The organism is Paenibacillus sp. J5 (genome assembly GCF_054955055.1).
In genome coordinates, this window is the sequence record NZ_JBUEDD010000005.1 from 104,024 (window position 1) to 124,048 (window position 20,025).

At 53.6% G+C, this 20,025-nt stretch carries 18 protein-coding genes and 1 other RNA gene; 3 read left to right on the top strand and 16 right to left on the bottom strand.

Annotated elements, in window-relative coordinates; all coding sequences use genetic code 11:
- Positions 1–34 precede the first annotated feature (34 nt).
- Genes ACY1JZ_RS10575 through ACY1JZ_RS10585 form a run of 3 tightly spaced genes read right to left on the bottom strand, consistent with a single transcriptional unit; the run spans position 35 to position 1,155 of the window.
- Positions 35–388, bottom strand: coding sequence for a hypothetical protein (locus tag ACY1JZ_RS10575; protein ID WP_270172248.1), 354 nt, complete (start codon positions 386–388; stop codon positions 35–37).
- Between the two features lie 9 nt (positions 389–397).
- Positions 398–598: a DUF1540 domain-containing protein gene (locus tag ACY1JZ_RS10580; RefSeq protein ID WP_270172250.1), complete on the bottom strand. Its 201-nt coding sequence runs from the start codon at positions 596–598 to the stop codon at positions 398–400.
- A gap of 53 nt (positions 599–651) precedes the next feature.
- Positions 652–1,155, bottom strand: coding sequence for a YpuI family protein (locus ACY1JZ_RS10585; protein ID WP_270172251.1), 504 nt, complete (start codon positions 1,153–1,155; stop codon positions 652–654).
- A gap of 184 nt (positions 1,156–1,339) precedes the next feature.
- On the opposite strand from ACY1JZ_RS10585, the gene ACY1JZ_RS10590 reads away from it, so the two are divergent.
- From ACY1JZ_RS10590 to ACY1JZ_RS10600, 3 genes are all read left to right on the top strand, one after another.
- Complete coding sequence (locus ACY1JZ_RS10590; protein ID WP_462629121.1) at positions 1,340–3,253, top strand: S8 family peptidase; 1,914 nt, start codon at positions 1,340–1,342, stop codon at positions 3,251–3,253.
- A gap of 369 nt (positions 3,254–3,622) precedes the next feature.
- On the top strand, positions 3,623–4,957 hold the full coding sequence (locus ACY1JZ_RS10595; RefSeq protein WP_462629122.1) for an ABC transporter substrate-binding protein: 1,335 nt from the start codon (positions 3,623–3,625) through the stop codon (positions 4,955–4,957).
- A 22-nt stretch (positions 4,958–4,979) separates the two neighbouring features.
- The gene (locus ACY1JZ_RS10600; RefSeq protein ID WP_462629123.1) at positions 4,980–6,668 is read left to right on the top strand and encodes a methyl-accepting chemotaxis protein; all 1,689 of its coding nucleotides are present in this window, start codon (positions 4,980–4,982) and stop codon (positions 6,666–6,668) included.
- Between the two features lie 108 nt (positions 6,669–6,776).
- Here ACY1JZ_RS10600 and rnpB read toward each other — a convergent pair.
- The 13 genes from rnpB to era all read right to left on the bottom strand — a co-directional run bounded on the left by rnpB (position 6,777) and on the right by era (position 19,994).
- An RNA gene (gene rnpB / locus ACY1JZ_RS10605) (RNase P RNA component class A) lies at positions 6,777–7,181 on the bottom strand.
- A gap of 107 nt (positions 7,182–7,288) precedes the next feature.
- The gene (locus tag ACY1JZ_RS10610; protein WP_462629124.1) at positions 7,289–8,404 is read right to left on the bottom strand and encodes a Nif3-like dinuclear metal center hexameric protein; all 1,116 of its coding nucleotides are present in this window, start codon (positions 8,402–8,404) and stop codon (positions 7,289–7,291) included.
- Entirely contained in the window at positions 8,371–9,162 is a 792-nt protein-coding gene (locus ACY1JZ_RS10615) for a tRNA (adenine(22)-N(1))-methyltransferase (RefSeq protein WP_462629125.1), read from the bottom strand. The genes ACY1JZ_RS10610 and ACY1JZ_RS10615 overlap by 34 nt, the downstream gene beginning before the upstream one ends.
- Positions 9,162–9,989, bottom strand: coding sequence for a hypothetical protein (locus ACY1JZ_RS10620; RefSeq protein WP_462629126.1), 828 nt, complete (start codon positions 9,987–9,989; stop codon positions 9,162–9,164). The genes ACY1JZ_RS10615 and ACY1JZ_RS10620 overlap by 1 nt, the downstream gene beginning before the upstream one ends.
- Before the next feature lie 122 nt (positions 9,990–10,111).
- The gene (rpoD, locus tag ACY1JZ_RS10625) at positions 10,112–11,239 is read right to left on the bottom strand and encodes an RNA polymerase sigma factor RpoD (RefSeq protein ID WP_270172265.1); all 1,128 of its coding nucleotides are present in this window, start codon (positions 11,237–11,239) and stop codon (positions 10,112–10,114) included.
- A gap of 18 nt (positions 11,240–11,257) precedes the next feature.
- Positions 11,258–13,117 carry a DNA primase gene (gene dnaG, locus ACY1JZ_RS10630; RefSeq protein ID WP_442954895.1) on the bottom strand — a complete coding sequence of 620 codons (1,860 nt, stop codon included), beginning with the start codon at positions 13,115–13,117 and terminating at the stop codon, positions 11,258–11,260.
- Between the two features lie 104 nt (positions 13,118–13,221).
- Positions 13,222–13,689: a YaiI/YqxD family protein gene (locus ACY1JZ_RS10635; RefSeq protein ID WP_270172269.1), complete on the bottom strand. Its 468-nt coding sequence runs from the start codon at positions 13,687–13,689 to the stop codon at positions 13,222–13,224.
- Between the two features lie 94 nt (positions 13,690–13,783).
- Positions 13,784–14,599 carry a pyruvate, water dikinase regulatory protein gene (locus tag ACY1JZ_RS10640; RefSeq protein WP_462629127.1) on the bottom strand — a complete coding sequence of 272 codons (816 nt, stop codon included), beginning with the start codon at positions 14,597–14,599 and terminating at the stop codon, positions 13,784–13,786.
- Between the two features lie 17 nt (positions 14,600–14,616).
- Positions 14,617–16,698 carry a glycine--tRNA ligase subunit beta gene (gene glyS / locus ACY1JZ_RS10645; RefSeq protein ID WP_462629128.1) on the bottom strand — a complete coding sequence of 694 codons (2,082 nt, stop codon included), beginning with the start codon at positions 16,696–16,698 and terminating at the stop codon, positions 14,617–14,619.
- Positions 16,691–17,578 carry a glycine--tRNA ligase subunit alpha gene (gene glyQ, locus ACY1JZ_RS10650; RefSeq protein WP_270172274.1) on the bottom strand — a complete coding sequence of 296 codons (888 nt, stop codon included), beginning with the start codon at positions 17,576–17,578 and terminating at the stop codon, positions 16,691–16,693. The genes glyS and glyQ overlap by 8 nt, the downstream gene beginning before the upstream one ends.
- Positions 17,579–17,992: 414 nt before the next feature.
- Entirely contained in the window at positions 17,993–18,745 is a 753-nt protein-coding gene (gene recO, locus ACY1JZ_RS10655; protein WP_462629129.1) for a DNA repair protein RecO, read from the bottom strand.
- A gap of 66 nt (positions 18,746–18,811) precedes the next feature.
- Positions 18,812–18,958, bottom strand: coding sequence for a YqzL family protein (locus ACY1JZ_RS10660; RefSeq protein WP_270172277.1), 147 nt, complete (start codon positions 18,956–18,958; stop codon positions 18,812–18,814).
- Positions 18,959–19,079: 121 nt separating this feature from the next.
- The gene (gene era, locus ACY1JZ_RS10665) at positions 19,080–19,994 is read right to left on the bottom strand and encodes a GTPase Era (protein WP_270172279.1); all 915 of its coding nucleotides are present in this window, start codon (positions 19,992–19,994) and stop codon (positions 19,080–19,082) included.
- Positions 19,995–20,025 lie beyond the last annotated feature (31 nt).

The following is a 20,025-nucleotide window of genomic DNA, read 5'->3' on the forward strand; positions in this document are numbered from 1 at the left end:
TTGCATTACCATTGCTATACCCTAACTGCTCGATCTAAGTGAATGCAAAATATAACGGGATAAGAATAAGATGTGCCAGCATAGAAATCAACGACATCGCGATCGCAGCAATACCTAGTGTACGACTTCCTTGCCGATATGCGATATAGCCGGTTGTTGCTGCGGTTGCCCCGAGCAGGAACGGCCAGATCATCCAGGAAGCGGCGGCAAACAGCAAGGCAACGATGCCTAACGCTTGCGCTCCCTCCGACAAGTCAGACGGGTAGACGGCTTGTCTTGCCGAATCACGGGATACGGTGTGCGAAGGAGCCGTTAGTTCAGCGGCGATCTCCGCTTCCTGACGATTCCGCCCCTGCGGCAGCTTGCGACGTTTCTTGTGTGTGCCCATAGACGCGGATTACCTCTTCGGCTGAAACGTATGGCAGCAGGTCACAGAGGAAGTCTTCGCTGTATCTCTATGGCTGTCCCACTCGTCAGCAAATTCAGTGTCCAGGTTGGCGTGCTGATCTACATCAATTGCAATTTGGTCGGCATTGCACAGATTGCCTTGCTTCCAAAATGTACAATTGGATACACTGCATTTTACGCCTTGCGGCATAGTCCATCACCCCCGTTAACAAGGTTCCCGTTAAAGGGGTGCGGTATGCTTACTTATTTTTGCCTCATCATCCGTTGCTGCGTCATATAGTCGCTTTCATAATAGGAGAGATCATCGCGCAATTCCTCATACACCTTGGATACGCCTAGCACAATGTCGCGCACTGGCTGCACCGGCTTCTGCAGGAAACGAATGGCCTCCTGACCGGTATAAGCGTAACGCCCATCCTCGGAGTACCCTTCATTCTTAGGATAAAAATAAGCATTGACACACTGATGGTATACCTCATACAGAGCGCGCTCGGCGAACTCCTGGTCAAAGTTGGGACGTCTCAGCGCTACCCCAAGCTTCTCGTAGGACACTTCGGAGAAAACAAGCAGATGACGAAGGTCAGACAACAGTCCTTTGTAAAATGACTCTGAATTTTCCATCTCTTGCTGTCCGCTATTGAGATCAGACAACGAGTGCTGATTGAGAAATTCCTCGAGTTGGCTTACGGATTGCTTTAATTTCCCTCTTGTCTCTTCACAAAGCTGCTTCACATTGGTCGATGTCATGATTATCTAAATCCCCTTTCGTCATTGCCCAAACACTTGTCAACTTCATCAACAATGGTACCACAAATTACATCGAGATGGTACTGCTGATTCGGCCAGCCTTGGGTATAATTTTGTCTGCGGCATCTCACCCTAATGGACAACACAATGTGGATAGAAAATGGATTAGGGAGGCTGACAAACGATGCGACGCCGAAAAATTGCATCATGGTTTATGGTTCTTGCTTCATTAGCTTTAATTATTCATATCGCTCCGGTCTTCATTCCTTCTCCTTCACCTGCCCCGGCTCCCTCCGTCCCGCGCATGGCGGCAGATGAAAGCCGCGGTGGCGGGCTTAATGTCGAGAAGCGGATGAAGCAGGCAGCGCTGCAGAGCGACATGGATTTGACCGCCATGCTGTGCCATGCGGAATGCAAGAAGCAGATGCGGATGACCATCACGAATGCCAGAGATGACAAGCACCGCAGAAGTCTGATTCAACACATGATGAAGACCCATCCTCATATGGAATACATGAGCTGGCATGACAAGGCCGCCAGCAGTAGCCTGGGCACCTTGCCCAAACCGCTGAAGCCGCACGTTGAGCAGGCCAAGCAGAGCCTGTCTAACAGCCGTGAATTTCATTCGGGCACTGTGATGCTCCCTGATGGCAAACGGTACATGGTGCTGGCTGTTCCCGACAGTCGCAATCCCGGTCAGGGGCTGATCGGCGTCGTACAGCAGCATATCGTTGCACAGGTCGAGCAGCACCAGCGCCGCAACCTGAGACTTGTTCCCTACCCCCATGAGGGTAAATACAAGACCAAGGCTGTCGAGCCAGGGACGCTGAACGATACGCGCGTGCAGACCGGTGAAGCTAACCAGGACGCCTCTCATTATCATACGAATGAAGTCGTCGTCCGCTTCCGGCAAGATCCGAGCGAGCAGGAGATGCAACAGATTCGCGCCGATCTGGACGCCGACAAGATCGAGCGGCTGGGGTATACGTATATATTTCGTTCGCGATCGATCGGCACCGAGCAGCTCATGCGTTATTTCCGTCAACGCTATAACCCGCATTACGCTGAGCCCCATTATTACTATATGACGAATTGGAGCTTCTCCAATACGAATACAGACCATGCCGCAGCTCAGCCGATCGTCCCTAATGACGCCCTCTATTCTCAATATCAGTGGAATCTGCCCACGATCGAGACGGAACGGGGCTGGTCGGTAGAACGGGGGAGCAATGAGGTGCTGGTTGCCGTGCTGGATACAGGGGTTCAGACAGATCACCCGGACTTGAAGGGGCAGATTGCCGAAGGGGTGAACATTGTGGACAAGGAGGCGACCCCGGAGGATGATGTGGGGCACGGTACCCATGTCTCCGGCATCATCGCGGCTGCAACCAACAATGGCCAGGGAGTCGCCGGCCTGTCCTGGTACAACAAGGTCATGCCTGTCAAGGTGCTGGACAACTCCGGAGCGGGAACGACCTACTCGGTAGCCGAGGGCATTATATGGGCGACTGATCACGGCGCCAAGGTCATTAATATGAGCTTGGGCAACTACGCCTCGGCCGAATTCTTGCATGATGCGATTCGCTACGCCTATGACCATGATGTTGTGCTGATTGCAGCAAGCGGCAACGATAATACCGATCGACCTGGCTATCCTGCTGCCTATCCAGAGGTATTCGCGGTTGCAGCTACGGATCATGATGGCAACAGAGCCTCCTTCTCCAACTACGGCGACTACATTGATGTGGCCGCACCAGGAGCGAGCATTGCCAGTACCTATCCAGGCAGCCAGTATGCCGCTCTGTCAGGCACATCGATGGCTAGCCCTCATGTAGCCGCTCTGGCCGCCCTCATCCGCTCCAAAAATCCCGAGCTGAACAATGAGCAGGTCATGCAGCTTATGCGCGATACAAGCACAGATCTGGGCAAGCCGGGCAAGGACGATTATTTCGGCTATGGTCAGATCGATGTTGCCAAAGCGCTGGAGGCCGCAAAGCCGCAAGGTGCGGCGCCGGCGGGTACGATGAAGCAGCAGACGGAGACGTTCTCCTTATGGGATGCGTTCACCCGTTTGTTCCGCGGAAGTCCCGTACACTAGGGCATGTCTGAAAACTCTGAACGGATCAGATCTGGCCGAATTTTCGTTCCAGGCAAGGCGCTTTTTCGCAGGCGTACCGGGGTACGTCAAGAAAAGGCAACGCAGCATGGGGCGGAAAGGCGGTGAGAGATGCCCTTGAACGGGTTTTCAGACACGACCTAAATTAATGCAAGCCTGTTGCTCGCTAGACACCAGCCGCTTCATCGCTGATGCCTGGCTCTTAGCAACAGGCTTGTTTGTTTTGTTTTTTTATTCTTTATTTATGAAAAAATGTTTGCCGCTAACAATTCCAAATCTCCGTCCGATATACTATATACTGGATAAAATATTGATATTATATACAGTTACTACTTACTCGGAGGTTTCGCAATGACAATGCAACATAGCAAATTATCTTGGTCAGCAGTCATCATGACGCTGCTGGTGCTCATACTGCTTACATCGTGCAGCAGTGACAACGCACCTGCCGAGACGACGGAAATCAAGGACGACAGCAAGCAGGTGCTGCGTGTATATTGGTGGGGCAACGAAGGCCGGCAAGAACGCACCGTTAAGGTCATCCAACAATTCGAAGATGCTTATCCAGACATTCAGATCGAATGGAAGGATGCCCCTAACTCACAATACTGGATGGATATTGCCATGCTGACCGCAGATCAAAATCTACACGATGTGATTCAGATGGATTATAAATATATTCAAGAGTTCGCGCACCGGAAGCTGCTCTTGCCCATGGATGCCCTTGTGCAGGAAGGCAAGCTGGACATTAGCGATATGGATGCTTCCTCCATCGGTTCTGGCACAGTGGACGGTCAGCTCTACGGCATCGTTACCGGAATCAATGCCCCCAGCCTGCTCTTTGACCCGCAATTGCTGGATACCTACAACATTGCCGCGCCTGCTGGGGCCTATACCTATGAGGACTTGCTCGCAGTGGCACGCCAGCTCAAGACTGCCGTTAATCGGGAGGACTTTTTCCCTGTAGGCAATACCATCTTTGATTTCAGCTACTACCTGCGCCAGCGGGGAGCATCGCTGTTTCATCCCTCCGGCACAGCGCTCGGCTATGCGGACGATCAATATTTCATTGATTTCATGCAGCTTCAGAAGCAGTTTCTTGAGGAGGGACTGATGGCGCCCAAGTGGCGGCAGCCTGACTCCAATGCCGACAAGGACACGCTCATCGTCAAGGGTCAGGCAGCCTTCCATTCCTTGACAAGCAATAATGTTATCGGCTTCACAAGAGCAGCCGGCCGACCGTTCAAGCTGCTCCCGTTGCCCTCGTATGCTGGCGGACAGGAAGGCAATTATGTGAAGCCTTCGATGTTTTTCTCGATCTCGTCCTATACCGAGCAGGCGGATAACGCCGCCCTGTTCATCAACTTCTTCCTGAACAATCTGCAGGCTAATGAGGAGCTGCGCGGCGAGCGTGGCGTACCTGCGGTTGCAGCGGTCAGAGAGCATCTGACCTCAGCCATGAGCGAGGAAGAGAAGGAACAATATACCTATATGGACGATGTACAGCAGCATTCCAGCGTTATTGATCCGCCGGCTCCTCTCGCCTCGGGAAGAATCGATACGACGTTTCGCAAGATAGAGGCCGAATATATCAATGGCGAATTGACCGCGGAAGAAGCCGCCGCTCAGTTCAGACGTCATGCAGAGGATATATTTGCTTCCCAGCTCATTATCCAAACTAAATGATGGAAGGATTGCTTACGACCCTATGAAAAATACAATTAGCAAAAAGCTGTATGGAGGCTTCGGAGCGATTCTGCTGCTACTGCTCCTTATCGCAGTTTTGAATGCACAGCAGATGAGCGAAGTCGATCACCGTTATAATGAACTATTCCAATATCGAGTCACCTCGATGAGCAGCGTCAAAGACTTGAGCATGGCAGTAAAGGACGAGAGCAGCAGTATCGCCCGTTTTATTCTAGATGGCGACCTGTCATCTGTAGAGAGCTATCGTGCAGCAGTTTCTTCCTATAACCAGATCAGCCATCATTTGCAGCCATACATAACCGACCGTGATGAATGGCAGATTTTAATGGGTCTGGATTTGCTTCAGCAGCAATATACGAGCAATATTGAACAAATGATCGAGCATAAGCTGCAAGGTCGCGAAGCGGCGGCGCTGGAGCTCTCGCGCACGAATGATCCCATTATCCAGAAGTTCACAGAGACAGCCAATCGGTTTGTCAAGCTGCAGGAGGAGCAGATGGCCCTTAGTTTGCGGGAAGTGGAGGAGGAGGTAAGCAGTACAGAGCTGCTGGTTACTGCATTGTCTGCTTTATCGATATTAATTGGCCTGGCGATTGCCTTCTGGATCTCACGCTTGATTACGAAGCCGGTTCGTGCGCTGGCTGTAGCTGCTGAACGTATTGCAGCGGGAGACTTGACCCAATCCCGGATCGAGGTCAAGTCTCGCGACGAGCTTGCACTCCTCTCCAACGCCTTCAATACCATGAGCACTAATCTGCGCGACATCATCGCCCGGCTCACCTCCAACGCCGAGCAAGTGGCTGCTTCCTCCCAGCAGCTAGCCGCTGGAGCAGAGCACACAGTTAAGGCGACGGAGCAGGTCGTGGAAATTACCGAATTGGTATCCGCCGGCTCACAGGAGCAGATGACCAAGCTGCATGAGAGTCTAAGCTCCGTGCGCAGCCTGTCCGGCGAGGCTCGCGGTATCGCTGAACGTGCACAGGTCGTAAATGATAAATCCCAATATGCCGCGTCCGTTTCTACAGAGGGGAGTGAGGCGGTCTCCAGTGCCATGGAGCAGATGAATCAGCTCCACCACACCGTTGAACAAATATCCGGGGATGTCACCAAGCTTGCGCTGCGCTCACAGGAGATTGGCAACATTATCAGCGTGATTGGCGACATCTCCTCACAGACGAATCTGCTTGCACTCAATGCCGCTATCGAGGCTGCACGGGCGGGCGAGGCGGGTCGGGGGTTTGCTGTTGTAGCAGAAGAAATTCGCAAGCTGGCTGATCAGTCTGCCCAATCCAGCAAGAAGATCACCGAGCTGGTACAAGCGATTCAGCAGGACACAAGTACGACAATCCGCTCGGTGGAGACTGGCATTGCTGTCGCCACCTCTGGCCGTGCCGCCGTCGCCGCTGCGGGAGATTCCTTCTCTGCCATCCTGACCTCTGTCAGCGATGTGGCCCAGCAGATCGAGACGGTCTCCGCCGCTGCTGCAAGCATGTCTGCCAATACCTCTGTACTATCGGAGTCAATGGAGAAGGTGCAGCATATTGCCGATGAAACCTCCGAGGGCACCATTAGCGTCTCAGCGGCCACTGAGGAACAACTGGCGACCATGGAGCAGATCACCTCCTCCTGTGCCCATCTGACCCGCATGTCCGAGGAACTGCTCGAAGTCGTGAGCACCTTCAAGGTCTAGAGGTCTAGAGTTTGTATCGGAGATCCTACCCTAGTCCACACATGCCAAAGAACCTCCATCCCGCTCACTCGCGGGATGGAGGTTCTCTCATTGTTCTAATGGTTCGTTACGGAAAGCTTGCCATAAGCCGGGTTCTGTACCTGTCAGTGGTATAACGGGAACGACCCTCCCACTATAAGGTGACAATCATCTATCTAGATTTTCCATTGCTGAAAAATTCAAGCGACCAACCCGAACACGCTCCGGTGCCAGAGCCGCGGCGCGAAGCCGCTGTGTTCTCTTAGGTCTTGCTCCAGATGGGGTTTACCAGCCGTGCTGTCACCAGCACCGCTCGTGGTCTCTTACACCACGGTTCCACCCTTGCCTGTGCCTGCAAGCAGGCCATCGGCGGTCCATTTCTGTGGCACTATCCTTCAGCTCGCGCTGACTGGACGTTATCCAGCATCCTGCCCTACGGAGCCCGGACTTTCCTCCCGCAGCCATATAGCTGCCGGCGATTGTCTGTCAAACTTTCCGGTGCTTTGCTAGTATACTAGGAATTCACACAAAGCTCAAGTAGTCCAGCTAATTTTTTGCTGGCAATGGCGGTGAACCTCTCCAATCCGGCGTCACCCAGATCATCACATGAACTGGAATACCTCGGTGGACACCTCGGAAGCAGCTACCTCGGTCATCAGGCTCCGTTCCCGCAGCCGCTGTGCCAGCCAATCCGCGACAAGCGGCTTCATGAGCTTCTCAATGTTGTGTCCAGGGTCGATAATGGCCAGTCCGGCTACAAGTGCATCCTGCGCCGTATGATAGTCTATATCTCCGGTGACGAGCACATCCGCCCCGACAAATAGCGCCTTGCTGACATATCGGCCGCCGGAGCCGCCCAGCACCGCAACCTTGTGCACCTGGCTCTCCAGGTTGCCGACCACCCGCAGCGCCGGCACATCGAAGGCGCTCTTCACCTGCTCTGCAAGCTGACGCAGGGAGATGGCCTCCGGCAGCTTGCCCACTCTCCCTAGTCCGAACGAGCGACCCTTCATGTCCATCGGGTACAGGTCATAGGCTACCTCCTCATACGGATGAGCCTTGAGCAGCGCCTGCACCACCTTGCGCTTGACCGCTCCGGAGACGATCGTCTCCACTCTGACCTCCTCCACCGATTCCAGACGGCCCTGCTCGCCGATGTAGGGCGTCGCGCCTGCTCCCGGCCGGAAGGTGCCTGTTCCCTCGACAGTGAAGCTGCAACTGCTGTAGTGTCCGATCTGACCCGCACCTGCTTGCCAGATCGCTTCCTGCACCTGCTTGCTATGCGTCTTCGGTACGAATACCGCCAGCTTGAACAACTGGTCATTATGTACCTCATCTAGCGTGCCGCGCCCCTCCAGCCCCAGCATCTGAGCCATCGCATCATTAATCCCGCCATCAGCCACGTCCAGATTTGTATGAGCAATATAGACAGCAATATCATGCTTGATCAGCTTCTCGAACAGTCTGCCGCCCGGCGTGGAGAAATCAAGCTTGGCCAGCGGACGATAGATGATTGCATGATGGGCAATGATCAGATTGGCTCCGGCAGCGATCGCCTCTTCTACCACCTCATCCGTTACATCCAGAGCAATCAGCACCTTCGCGATCGGCTTGTTCAGTGTACCGACCTGCAGACCAATTTTATCCCCTTCCACCGCATAATGCTTCGGCGCAAGCTCCTCCATCAGTTGAATGAGGGTGTGTCCGTTTGCAAGCATGCCAGAACCTCCTTTATTTCATTCATGTCCTGCTGCAACTGCACCAGCTTCTCCCGTGATTCCGGCAGATCAGAGCGGCTGAGCTGAGACTGGATATGCTCCAGCTTTGCAAGCTCGCCTTGCCACTTGCGGCTCCATACTGCATCTGGCTGGCGCATCAGCCACGGCCCCATCATATACACCAGATCAGGACGCAACGGTTGTCCATAGGTCTGTTCCCAGAATCCAGGGTGGTACAGCTTTCCATTGGCTTCCGCTGCTTCCTGCTCATCCTTGGCAACCGTTGCATGCATGATCTCATAGATTTTGCCGTCCTCCAGCACGATGCGCTCGGCTTGGAGCACCCAATGGTGAGCAACGAGCCAACGGCGCACGAGCTCCTCACCCACATTCGGCTGCAGCACCAGCTCGCGCACCCCCTCAAGCTTGCCGGCAGCTCTGCCTGATTCCAATATGTCGCGGATGAGCCCTCCGCCCATCCCGGCGATCGTAATTGTGTCTGCCTCGGATTGATGCAGCACATCCAATCCATTGCCTTGTCTAACCTGAATCTTTTGCTGCAGACCTGCTGCAGCTACCTGGCGGCAAGCCGCCTTGTACGGGCCTTCATTCAGCTCTCCGGCGATCGCCGCCGGACATTTGCCAGATTGCAGCAGATAGACCGGCAGCAGCGCATGATCTGAGCCGATGTCGGCCACTCGATGCTGCGAGCTGACCAGAGAGGCAATCGTATCCAATCGTTTCGATAACGTTATCATTAAGCTACCCACGCAATCCATTTTTTTCTTAGAAGAAACAGCAAGGTTCCCCCCAGCACCATTTTTATTACTAGCTGAGCTTCTACCCATAACATGTCATCCAGCAGTACAATACTGTATATTTCCGGCATAAACCAGATCAATGCAGCGACAATAAACAAGATCGCTGATACCGACTTCGACCAACGCTTCACAAACCAGCTCCCCCAGGCATAAATGAAGGAAGCGGGGAGCCAATAGAGCTGAACGTCATACCACATTGGCGCAGTAGAATTGCGATACAGCATGAGCGCATAGACCATAACGCCTGCAATCCAGCCGCACAGATGGAGCAGCGGAATCCGCAGCATAATGCCGCACACGATCCAGAACAACGCACAGCAGGCCAGATAAGCAATCTCCCCGTTCTGCTCTCCCAGCTCATGAAGCTTGAGCAGATATAATCCGCCTCCGAGCATAATGAGCATGCCCATGCCAATGACGGATAAGCCCATCGCCTCATGCTTTCGTCTGAGCCGCTGACCCAGCCATAACCCGACAGCGGTCCCGGACAATACGATACCGACTTGCGCAATTGGATGTAAATCGTTAAAATATATAAATATTGCCACTAAAATAGCAGCCACTGCCATGACGCCAAACCACAGCTTGCCGCTCGCATGCATCAGCGCGGCCGCTGCCTTGCCGTTCCAATTGGCGGGCTCCCGCTTGTCCGACTCAACCAGATACAGATTAAGCAAAAAGTTGCAATACTGGTCTGGCAGCAGCTTGCTGCGCTGCCAATGCTCGATTTCTTTAATAATGACCTTGCGCCGTTCCTGATCCATGCTTCACCGTTTCCTCTCTTATGAAGAATCATGAAACATCACGTGTTCTCTGCACATTCGGCTTTGTCACACCGCTTTTAGAAAAAAGACCTTGCTGCTAGGCTAGCAGAAGGTCCGTTAGGCTATTCCAGAAAATCCTTCAGCCGTTTACTGCGGCTCGGATGGCGAAGCTTTCGCAACGCCTTCGCTTCAATCTGACGGATACGCTCTCTTGTAACACCGAATACCTTGCCGACTTCCTCCAGTGTACGTGTCCGACCATCATCCAGGCCGAAGCGCAGACGAAGCACGTTCTCCTCACGTTCCGTCAACGTATCCAGCACATCCTCCAGTTGCTCCTTAAGCAGCTCATACGCTGCCGCATCGGCTGGAGCCAGCGCCTCCTGATCCTCGATGAAGTCGCCCAGATGAGAATCATCCTCTTCGCCAATCGGTGTCTCCAGCGACACGGGCTCCTGAGCAATCTTCATGATCTCTCGCACCTTGTCTGTGCTTAGATCCATCTCAGCCGCTATCTCCTCCGGCGTAGGCTCGCGCCCGAGCTCCTGCAGCAACTGCCTCGATACGCGAATCAGCTTGTTGATTGTCTCGACCATATGCACCGGTATGCGGATCGTCCGCGCTTGGTCGGCGATTGCTCTCGTGATTGCTTGCCGAATCCACCAGGTTGCATATGTGCTGAATTTAAAGCCCTTGGTGAAGTCGAACTTCTCCACTGCTTTGATCAAGCCCATATTGCCTTCCTGAATCAAATCCAGGAACAGCATTCCACGGCCTACATACCGTTTGGCGATGCTGACAACCAGCCGCAGGTTTGCTTCGGCCAGCCGCCGCTTGGCATCCGCATCCCCCTTCTCAATCCGTTTGGCCAGCTCTATCTCATCATCCGCTGAGAGCAGCGGTACTCTGCCAATTTCCTTCAGATACATCCTGACGGGGTCATTAATTTTAATGCCCGGCGGCAGCGCTAGATCATCGTCGAAGTTGAAGTCGTCATGCTCCCGATCACGGTCATGGTCTTCCACAGCTAGCGGCATATCATCGTTCTCATTGACAACTTCTATACCGATGTCATCCAACTGCTCAAAGAATTCATCCATTTGTTCCGGATCTTGCTCGAAGGGCGAGAGCTTTTCTACGATTTCCTTGTATGACAGGGACATTCTCTTTTTGCCCTGTTCAATAAGCTGCTCTTTAACCAGTTCCAGCTTTTGCTCGGTTTCTAGTTCAGTATGCTGATCATTCGCCATTTTCCGACTCCCTCCTCCCTAGAAACGATCCTCCAGACCTTCGTTAACCTGTCTCTCTAGGGCAATAATCTCAGTAACAATTTGTGCTGCCAGCAGATGATCCCCGGAGCGCTCAGCTTGCGCCCATTCCTCACGCCGCTGTTCAATGATACGCAGCTTATGCTCTTTTCGGATGACCTTGATATAATCTTTGAGCAAATGTTCGTCATATGGCATATCATCCATCATTAGTATGGATGCGGTTGCCCTTTCAAGCCGATCATCCTGCAGCGAGGCGATGAAGCGGCTGGCATCGGGCTCATGACCCTGGGCATAATAAGCATATAAATAAGCCGCCAATGCTGCGTGATCTTCAACAACAAACGCCTCGCCCAGTTGGTCATGAACCATTCCGGCTATGTCTGCATCCTGCAGCATGGCCTGCAATAAATGACGTTCTGCTTTTTGATAGGCTGGAAGCACCGGCGGGGGGCCGGCTGAACGGCGTTTTTCATTCATACCATTATTCCACGAAATAACGTTATTATCCGCAGTCCCTTTATTTTTTTGCATCTGCTCTCGTACCTGGTGGCAGTTCTGCTTCAGCGTATCAAGCGAGATGTCAAATTCAAGGGACAGCTCCTTCAGATAAAATTCCCGTTCAATGGCGGATTCATGCTGGGCAATCAGACGAACTGCCTCCATCACATAGTTTTTCCGGCCCTCTTCCTCTACCATTGTATGGCTTTTTCTTGAATATATAAGCTTAAATTTCAGAGGCGATACCGGCTGACCGATGACCTCCCTCACGAATGCCTCCGGTCCTTTGTCTGCGATGTAATCATCTGGATCAGAGCCCTGCGGAAGCTGAGCGACCAGAACCTTCAACCGAGCCTTCTCCAGCATCGGCACCGTCTTGAGTGCAGCAGCCTGTCCGGCCTTGTCGCCATCATAACAGATGATGACCTCTTGTGCCATGCGGCGAATTAGCTCCACATGCTCCTCGGTGAGCGAAGTTCCCATCGTCGCCACTCCATTGCGTACACCAGCATCCCAAGCCTTGATGACATCCATGTAGCCCTCCAGAAGAACGAGTCGTCCAGTCTTCTTGATCTCCTGCCGTGCATGATGCAGATGATACAGGCTTTTGCTCTTATGAAACAGAATCGTCTCCGGAGAATTCAGATACTTGGGCTGCCCTTCCCCCATCAGACGCCCGGCAAAGCCGATGACCTTCCCTTCTCTGTCCCAGAGCGGAAACATGATTCTGCCACGGAACCGATCGACGTACCCTGAACCGTCCTGCTTGGCCAACAACAAGCCGCCCTTCTCCATCTTCTCCAGATCGAACTCCCGCTTCTCCAGAAAATGAGTCAACGTGTCCCAGCGATCTGGTGCGTAGCCAATCATGAAATGGTCGATCAGCTTGTCTGTCATGCCGCGTGATCGCAAATAGTCCTTCGCCGAGCTCCCAAACTCCGTGTTATTAAGCAAGTAATGATACAGCTTCGCAGACAGCTCATGTGCTGACAGGAGGCTGCGCTTGTCCCGCTGGAATGGCGTGTCCGCCTGTTGCTCGGCTGCGTCCCACGTAATGGGAATGCCCGCATCTTGTGCCAGCATCCTGACCGCCTCGGGGAACGAATAACCCTCATGCTCACAAACGAACTTGATGACGTCGCCGCCTTGTCCGCAGCCATAGCAGTAAAAAATCTGCTTCTCTGGCGTGACGGAGAAGGATGGCGTCTTCTCAGAATGAAAGGGGCACAGGCCAATCATATGCTTGCCCTGTTTCATCAGATGGACATACTTCCCGACTGTCTCGACAATATCTGTACGGCGCAATACTTCTTTGATTACCGTTTCGGGGATGCCATTTTGAATCTTGATCACCTTCAACGCTTAATTAAGTGTTCATTATGAAGCAGACCTGTCTATTTCCAATAAACTCGCACCTGCCAGACACCATGCGGTCTGGCGAAAATAACCATTAATACTATTCGCTAAAGCTCGCCAAACTCCTGCCGCCGCTGCAAAACTTTTGTCAGCTTTTGTTGAAAACAAAGCCTGTCCTCTGCTGTCATTGCCCGCGGGCCCTTGGATCTGCCTCCCGCTCGCCGCCGCTTGGCTTGCTCATGCCGTCGGTCAAGCAGAAAGTCAATCATTTCGGGATCGTACTGCTGACCGCGATTCGATAGACCCACAGCCCCCTTGCCCAACACAATCGCTGCAAGCCCGAAGTCCTGTGTAATGACAATATCCCCGCGCCGTATTCGGTTGATGATATACAGGTCAACGGATTGATCGCTCCGATCCACCTGTACATTCTCTACCCCTTCCTCAGGCTGCAGATAGTGGTCAAACGAAGCGACCATTACAACCGGAATGCTAAATTTGCGAGCTGTCTCGATGATCTCCCTCTTCACCGGACAGGCATCCGCATCCACCACAATCGCTGCAGATGGCTTCACGCTTATATCACCGCTGTTCTGTTCGAATAAACTCTGTACTATTATATACGCTGCATGTGAAAAAAATCCTGCTGGAAACGGTTTATTTGCTTGGTTATTTCACATGCTCCATAATCAGACTGGCCGTCTCCTCTACTGCACGATGGGAGACATCAATCACCAGGCACCCGATACGATCCATTATGCTTTTGGCATAAGCCAGCTCGCGCTCGATTCTCTCTGTTGTTGCATAAGAAGCACTGTCTGGCAGCCCTAGCGCCTTGAGTCGCTCCTTGCGGATCACATTGAGATAGTGCGTGTCGATCGTTAATCCAATCACCTTGCTGCTCGGAATTAAGAACAGCTCGTCTGGCGGCTTGATCTCCGGAACCAGAGGCACATTAGCCACCTTGTACTTGCGATGAGCCAGATACATCGAGAGTGGCGTCTTCGATGTCCGGGATACGCCCACGAGCACAATATCCGCCTTGCGCACGCCGCTTGTATCCTTGGCATCATCATACTTCACCGCGAACTCCACGGCCTCAACCTTGCGGAAATAATCAGCATCCAGCACATGATTCAGCCCTGGCTCCTGTCTGGAAATACGACCGATCCGCTGTTCCAGACTTCCGATTAGCGGGCCGAGCAGATCAATCGCGACAACGTCCAGCTCCTCGCTTAATTGATTCATGTAGTTGCGCAGATGCGGGATGACGAGCGTATACAATATGATTGCCTGATCGCTCTTGGCCTGGCGCACAAGCCTGCTCACCGCCGCTTCGTCCTGAATGAACGAATAGCGGCGAATATCGTAATCAACAGGGTGGAACTGGGCCACGGCCGCCCGCACCACCAGTTCTCCTGTGTCGCCTGCCGAGTCGGAAGCCACATAGATCATCACATCGCGGCTCGCTGTTCCTTGCGGCATCGCTTCTACCTCCCTTTTTACCAGACCAGCTTGGAGAAATCAGCCAGCTTGTGTACATCCTTCGCGATCGCGGCCAGCATAGCTAACCGATTACGCTTGATCGCCTCGTCGTCTGCCATGACCATAACCTTGTCAAAATAAGCCGTAATCGGCTCCTTCAGCGCTGCCAGATGCTCCAGCGCCGCCTTCGCCTCACCTGACGCCAGCTCTTCTCCTACAGGCGCATGAAGCTGCTGCCAGTTGTTATACAGCTCATGCTCTACAGCTTCTGCGAACAAGGACGCATCTGGCGCAGAGCCGTCTGCCTTCGCAGCCAGATTGCATACGCGGTTGAACGCATCAACGACGAGCTTGAAGTCATCCTTGCGCTCATCCGTCGCGCGGGCGAATATCGCCGATGCGCGTTCTACCGTCAGCCGCAACTGATCAAAGCCAGCCGCCATTGCCGCATCGATGACGTCATAGCGGATACCATGCTCCGCAAGCACGTTTTTGACACGCAGCGCGAAGAAGTCATACAACTCTTTACGGATGTCCGCCCGTTCACGTTTCATTCCTCTAGCCTCATGCACATTCAATGCCAGCTCGAACAGCTCTCCAAGCGGCAACTGGAAGCCATGAGCAATGATCGTCTGCACGATGCCGGCAGCTTGACGGCGCAGTGCATAAGGGTCCTGCGAGCCGGTCGGGATGATGCCGATCGAGAAGCAGCCGGCGATCGTATCCATCTTGTCTGCGAGCGAGACGATGGCTCCAGCGAGCGAGGCAGGAGCTGTCTCTCCAGCGAAGCGCGGCTGATAATGCTCGAAGATCGCCTTGGCGACTGACTCTCGCTCTCCGGCCTTGCGCGCATAATCCTCACCCATCACGCCCTGCAGCTCAGGGAATTCATAGACCATCTGCGTGACCAGATCGAATTTGCAGATTTCGGCTGTGCGGCTTACATCCGCAGCCGTCTGCGCATCGACCGCCAGCTTCGCGGCCAGTGCTTCAGCCAGCGCGCGAATACGTCTAACCTTGTCCGCCGTCGTGCCCAGCTCCTCGTGGTAGACGATAGATTCCAGCTTCGCCAGACAATCGGCAATAGCAACCTTCTGATCCTCCGCATAGAAGAACTTGGCGTCAGACAGCCGGGCGCGCAGCACCTTCTCATTGCCCTTGGCTACTTGTTCGATCGATGTGCGGTCGCCATTGCGCACGGTGACAAAATACGGCTGCAGCGCTCCAGCGTCGTCCATAACCGGGAAGTAGCGCTGATGCTCGCGCATCGACGTAATGAGCACCTCCTGCGGAATTGCCAGGAAGGACGGATCGAAGGTACCGTGCAGCACATTCGGGTACTCGACCAGGAACAGCACCTCCTCCAGCAAATCCTCCTTGACTGCAATCTGCCAGCCCCGTTCCTCCGCCAATCCGCGAATCTGCTGCAGAATCAGCTCATTACGCTCTGCGACATCGACAATGACATGCTCCTTGCGCAGTTGCTCTACATAATGCGAAGGCTCGGAGATGACCGTCTCCCCGCCCAGGAAGCGATGTCCGCGTGTCACATTGCCGCTGTGTACACCTGCTATCTCGAGTGGCAGAATATCGCTGCCCAGCAGCGCCACCAGCCAACGGATCGGCCGCACGAAGCGAATATCATAAGCGCCCCAGCGCATATTTTTCGGGAAGGACATCGACAGAATTATGGATTTCAGCCCTTCTGGAAGCACCTCTGCCGCGACAGTGCCGATGCTGCTCTTGTTCGCATAGACATACTCTACGCCCTGCAGCTCCTTGAAGAACAACTGCTCCGGGTCTACACCCTGGCTGCGCGCGAAACCAAGCGCCGCCTTGCTCCAGTTGCCCTCGCCATCCTGAGCAATCTTGCGTGAAGGTCCCTTGACCTCCTCGTGCACATCGCTCTGCTTCTCCTCTACATCGCGCACCAGTACAGCAAGCCGTCTTGGGGTCGCATACGCATTCACCTCACCATAAGCAATCCGGTGATCCTGCAGCCACTTCTCCATCTTTTCCTTCAACTGATTCATCGCCGCACGGACAAAACGCGCCGGCACTTCCTCCAGTCCAATCTCCAGCAGTAAATCCTTAGCCATGCTGCTCCACCCCTTTCTTCAGCAGCGGGAATCCCAGCCGCTCGCGCTCCTCCAGATAGGTTGCCGCGCATTGACGCGCCAAATTTCTTACTCGCATAATATAGCCGGTTCGCTCCGTTACGCTGATTGCACCTCTGGCATCCAGCAGGTTGAAGGTATGCGAGCACTTCAGCACATAATCATACGCCGGGAAGACCAGATGCTGCTCCAGCGTCTTCTTCGCTTCCTCTTCATACATGTTGAACAGCGAGAAGAGCATGGCGGAGTCTGAGGTTTCAAATGTATATTTGGAATGCTCATATTCAGGCTGCAGAAACACATCGCCGTAGCTGACGCCATCGACCCATTCCAGGTCGAATACATTTTCCTTGTCCTGAATGTAGGAGGCCAGACGTTCCATGCCATACGTAATCTCCACGGCTACAGGCACCGCATCGATGCCGCCCACCTGTTGGAAGTAGGTAAACTGTGTAATCTCCATGCCATCAAGCCACACTTCCCAGCCAAGTCCCCACGCGCCCAATGTCGGCGATTCCCAGTTGTCCTCGACGAACCGGATGTCATGGTGAGCCGGGTCAATGCCCAGACGGCGCAGGCTCTCCAGGTACAGCTCCTGAATATTATCCGGCGATGGCTTGAGAATAACCTGGAACTGGTGATGCTGGTAGAGTCGGTTCGGATTCTCGCCGTATCGACCGTCGGCAGGACGTCTGGATGGCTCCACATACGCCACATTCCACGGCTCAGGCCCGATTGAGCGCAGGAAGGTCATCGGGTTCATCGTGCCCGCTCCCTTCTCCACATCATACGGCTGAACGAGAATACAATTTTGCTCCGCCCAAAACTGCTGGAGCGTTAAAATCATCCCTTGAAAATTCATCGTTTCACTCTCCATCTATCATATTGGCGCCGATGCGGCACGAAAAAACTGCAGCCTTGAGACGATTGTACGCTCAGATCTGCGTATAGCCGAATGCAGCAGCACAGGCAGCAAGATGAGCCCATAGAAATAGCTCCCGTCTCTACGCCTGCCCTGCAGACGTAGGGACGGGAGCTATGCCCGCGGTTCCACCCTACTTGGCCAGTGCCGCAAGCCTTCCGCAAATGCGGATACAAGCCTGTCGCACACAGCCCACTTTTTTCATGGCTTCGCACTCCGGAGTACCCTTCATTGCAAGCTTGCGTCGGGCTCGCACCTTCCCCGACTCGCTGCGTAGCAAGTGCCTCGCAACTACTCTCTCCATCACTGTCCGATATTAATAATAACCTATCATAGCCAATTTTATCGATTCTGTCAAACGAATGGATGCTTCTCCAACTGGTCCAAAAATGCCCGTGATTTCAGCTTTAATCCCAGATGTGTATCCATCAGCAGCCGCATTCCTTCCTTCAACTCGCGTCGCGTCTCATCCTTCACCTGAATCGAGCCAAGCCGGCGCATATCCAGCCTGCGGAGCAGCCGCAGCAGCTTGTTGAAGCTCTCTTGCGTCGGCAGACGGGACGGGTCGACGGCGTAGCAACGGTGGCAGAGCAGGCCGCCAAGCCGGTAGCTGAGCGCGAATCGCCCCTCCGTCTGTCCGCAATGAACACACTGCTCCGTCTCTGGCGCGTACCCTGCCGCCTCCAGCACCTTCATCTCGAACAAGTGCGTGACAATCTGCGGATCCTTCCCCTGCTCAAGATGGCTTAGACAGGCCAGCAACTGCTCATACAGATAAGACCCGGCTTCCTCCTCCTGGAAGGCGCGATCGACCAGCTCCGCCGCATAGGAGGCATACGCCGCCAGATCCAACTGCTCTCGCAGCTTATGATGTGAATCTATGATTTCGCCATGGCTCAGCGTGCCTAGTCCTGTCCCTTTTCGGAAAAAGCCAAACTCGCCCAGTGTAAAAAGCTGGGCGAGCGAGCCATAACGGCTTCTTAATTTCTTGGCGCCACGAACAATAATGCCAGCCTTGCCATGTGTGTTCGTCAGCACCGTCACAATCTTGTTCCCCTCACCGTAATCCATGCTGCGGATTACAATCCCCTGCACGCGGTACAGCATTCTATAGCCCCCACCCGCTGTTGATTGTTGATGAATAGTACACAGCAGCGGCGGGCGGAAGACCCATTATTCCTCCACGGATGCCCACTCTACCGCTGCAGCTTCTTCATTGAGATCCGGCTGGGCAGCCTGGAGCTCACATATTTCCCGATACAGCATAAAAGCATCTACATCACCGGTCTTCACAAAATACGTCCACGATAAATTTCGCATTGGTATTCATCCTTTCCCCTGGTCATGGTGCTTCCCAATGAGTATAGGATGTGAAGAAAGCCGGGACGTTATCCTTGGGCGACCAGAGGTAAAAAGAGGCGGCTAACCCAATTAGCCAGGCCTAGTCATGCCGAAAGCCCAAATCCTTGAGCACACGATCCTGATTGCGCCAATCCTTCTTGACCTTGACCCACAGCTCCAGGAATGTCTTCGAGCCGAGCAGATGCTCAATATCATGCCGCGCCAGCTTGCCGACCTCCTTGAGCAGAGCGCCCTTCTTGCCGATGACGATGCCCTTCTGCGAGTCACGCTCGACGTAAATAACGGCGCCGATATAGACCACACCGTTCTCTTTCACCCGCATATCCTCGATTTCGACAGCAATCGAATGGGGAATTTCCTCACGGGTCAACTGCAAGATTTTCTCGCGAATCAGCTCCGCACAGACAAATTGCTCGGGATGATCGGTAATCTGATCCGGCGGGTAATATTGGGGTCCTTCTGGCAAATACTGAATCAATTGGTCAAGCAGCGTCTGAACGTTGTTGCCTTGAAGTGCTGAGATCGGTACAATCTGGGCGAAGTCATGCAGCTCCTTATAGGTGCTGATAATCGGCAGCAGCTCCTCCGGGTGAATCTGGTCGATCTTGTTCAGCACGAGAATAACCGGCGTATCTGTCTGCTTGAGCTTCTCAATTATGAAGCGGTCGCCTCCCCCGAGACCTTCGACGACATCGACCAGAAACAACGCGGCTTCAACTTCCTTGAGGGCATTGTCCGCCGCCCGCATCATATAATCGCCCAGCTTCGAGGTCGGCTTATGAATACCCGGCGTATCGAGAAAGACGATCTGCGCATGATCTGTCGTATAGACCCCATGAATCTTGTTGCGGGTCGTCTGCGGCTTGTCCGACATAATGGCGATTTTCTGCCCGATAATCTGGTTAATCAGCGTCGACTTTCCGACATTGGGCCGCCCGATAATGGCGACAAAACCTGACTTATAGCTTGCTTTTCCCTGTTTATTCGTTGTCATAGTGTTGAACCCTGCACTCTCTTAGATTAAC

Bases quoted from the DNA above. Each gene is read 5' to 3' on its own strand.
- ACY1JZ_RS10575 (WP_270172248.1), bottom strand. From the start codon at position 388: ATGGGCACACACAAGAAACGTCGCAAGCTGCCGCAGGGGCGGAATCGT.
- ACY1JZ_RS10580 (WP_270172250.1), bottom strand. From the start codon at position 598: ATGCCGCAAGGCGTAAAATGCAGTGTATCCAATTGTACATTTTGGAAG.
- ACY1JZ_RS10585 (WP_270172251.1), bottom strand. From the start codon at position 1,155: ATGACATCGACCAATGTGAAGCAGCTTTGTGAAGAGACAAGAGGGAAA.
- ACY1JZ_RS10590 (WP_462629121.1), top strand. From the start codon at position 1,340: ATGCGACGCCGAAAAATTGCATCATGGTTTATGGTTCTTGCTTCATTA.
- ACY1JZ_RS10595 (WP_462629122.1), top strand. From the start codon at position 3,623: ATGACAATGCAACATAGCAAATTATCTTGGTCAGCAGTCATCATGACG.
- ACY1JZ_RS10600 (WP_462629123.1), top strand. From the start codon at position 4,980: ATGAAAAATACAATTAGCAAAAAGCTGTATGGAGGCTTCGGAGCGATT.
- ACY1JZ_RS10610 (WP_462629124.1), bottom strand. From the start codon at position 8,404: ATGCTTGCAAACGGACACACCCTCATTCAACTGATGGAGGAGCTTGCG.
- ACY1JZ_RS10615 (WP_462629125.1), bottom strand. From the start codon at position 9,162: ATGATAACGTTATCGAAACGATTGGATACGATTGCCTCTCTGGTCAGC.
- ACY1JZ_RS10620 (WP_462629126.1), bottom strand. From the start codon at position 9,989: ATGGATCAGGAACGGCGCAAGGTCATTATTAAAGAAATCGAGCATTGG.
- rpoD (WP_270172265.1), bottom strand. From the start codon at position 11,239: ATGGCGAATGATCAGCATACTGAACTAGAAACCGAGCAAAAGCTGGAA.
- ACY1JZ_RS10640 (WP_462629127.1), bottom strand. From the start codon at position 14,599: ATGCCGCAAGGAACAGCGAGCCGCGATGTGATGATCTATGTGGCTTCC.
- glyS (WP_462629128.1), bottom strand. From the start codon at position 16,698: ATGGCTAAGGATTTACTGCTGGAGATTGGACTGGAGGAAGTGCCGGCG.
- glyQ (WP_270172274.1), bottom strand. From the start codon at position 17,578: ATGAATTTTCAAGGGATGATTTTAACGCTCCAGCAGTTTTGGGCGGAG.
- recO (WP_462629129.1), bottom strand. From the start codon at position 18,745: ATGCTGTACCGCGTGCAGGGGATTGTAATCCGCAGCATGGATTACGGT.
- ACY1JZ_RS10660 (WP_270172277.1), bottom strand. From the start codon at position 18,958: ATGCGAAATTTATCGTGGACGTATTTTGTGAAGACCGGTGATGTAGAT.
- era (WP_270172279.1), bottom strand. From the start codon at position 19,994: ATGACAACGAATAAACAGGGAAAAGCAAGCTATAAGTCAGGTTTTGTC.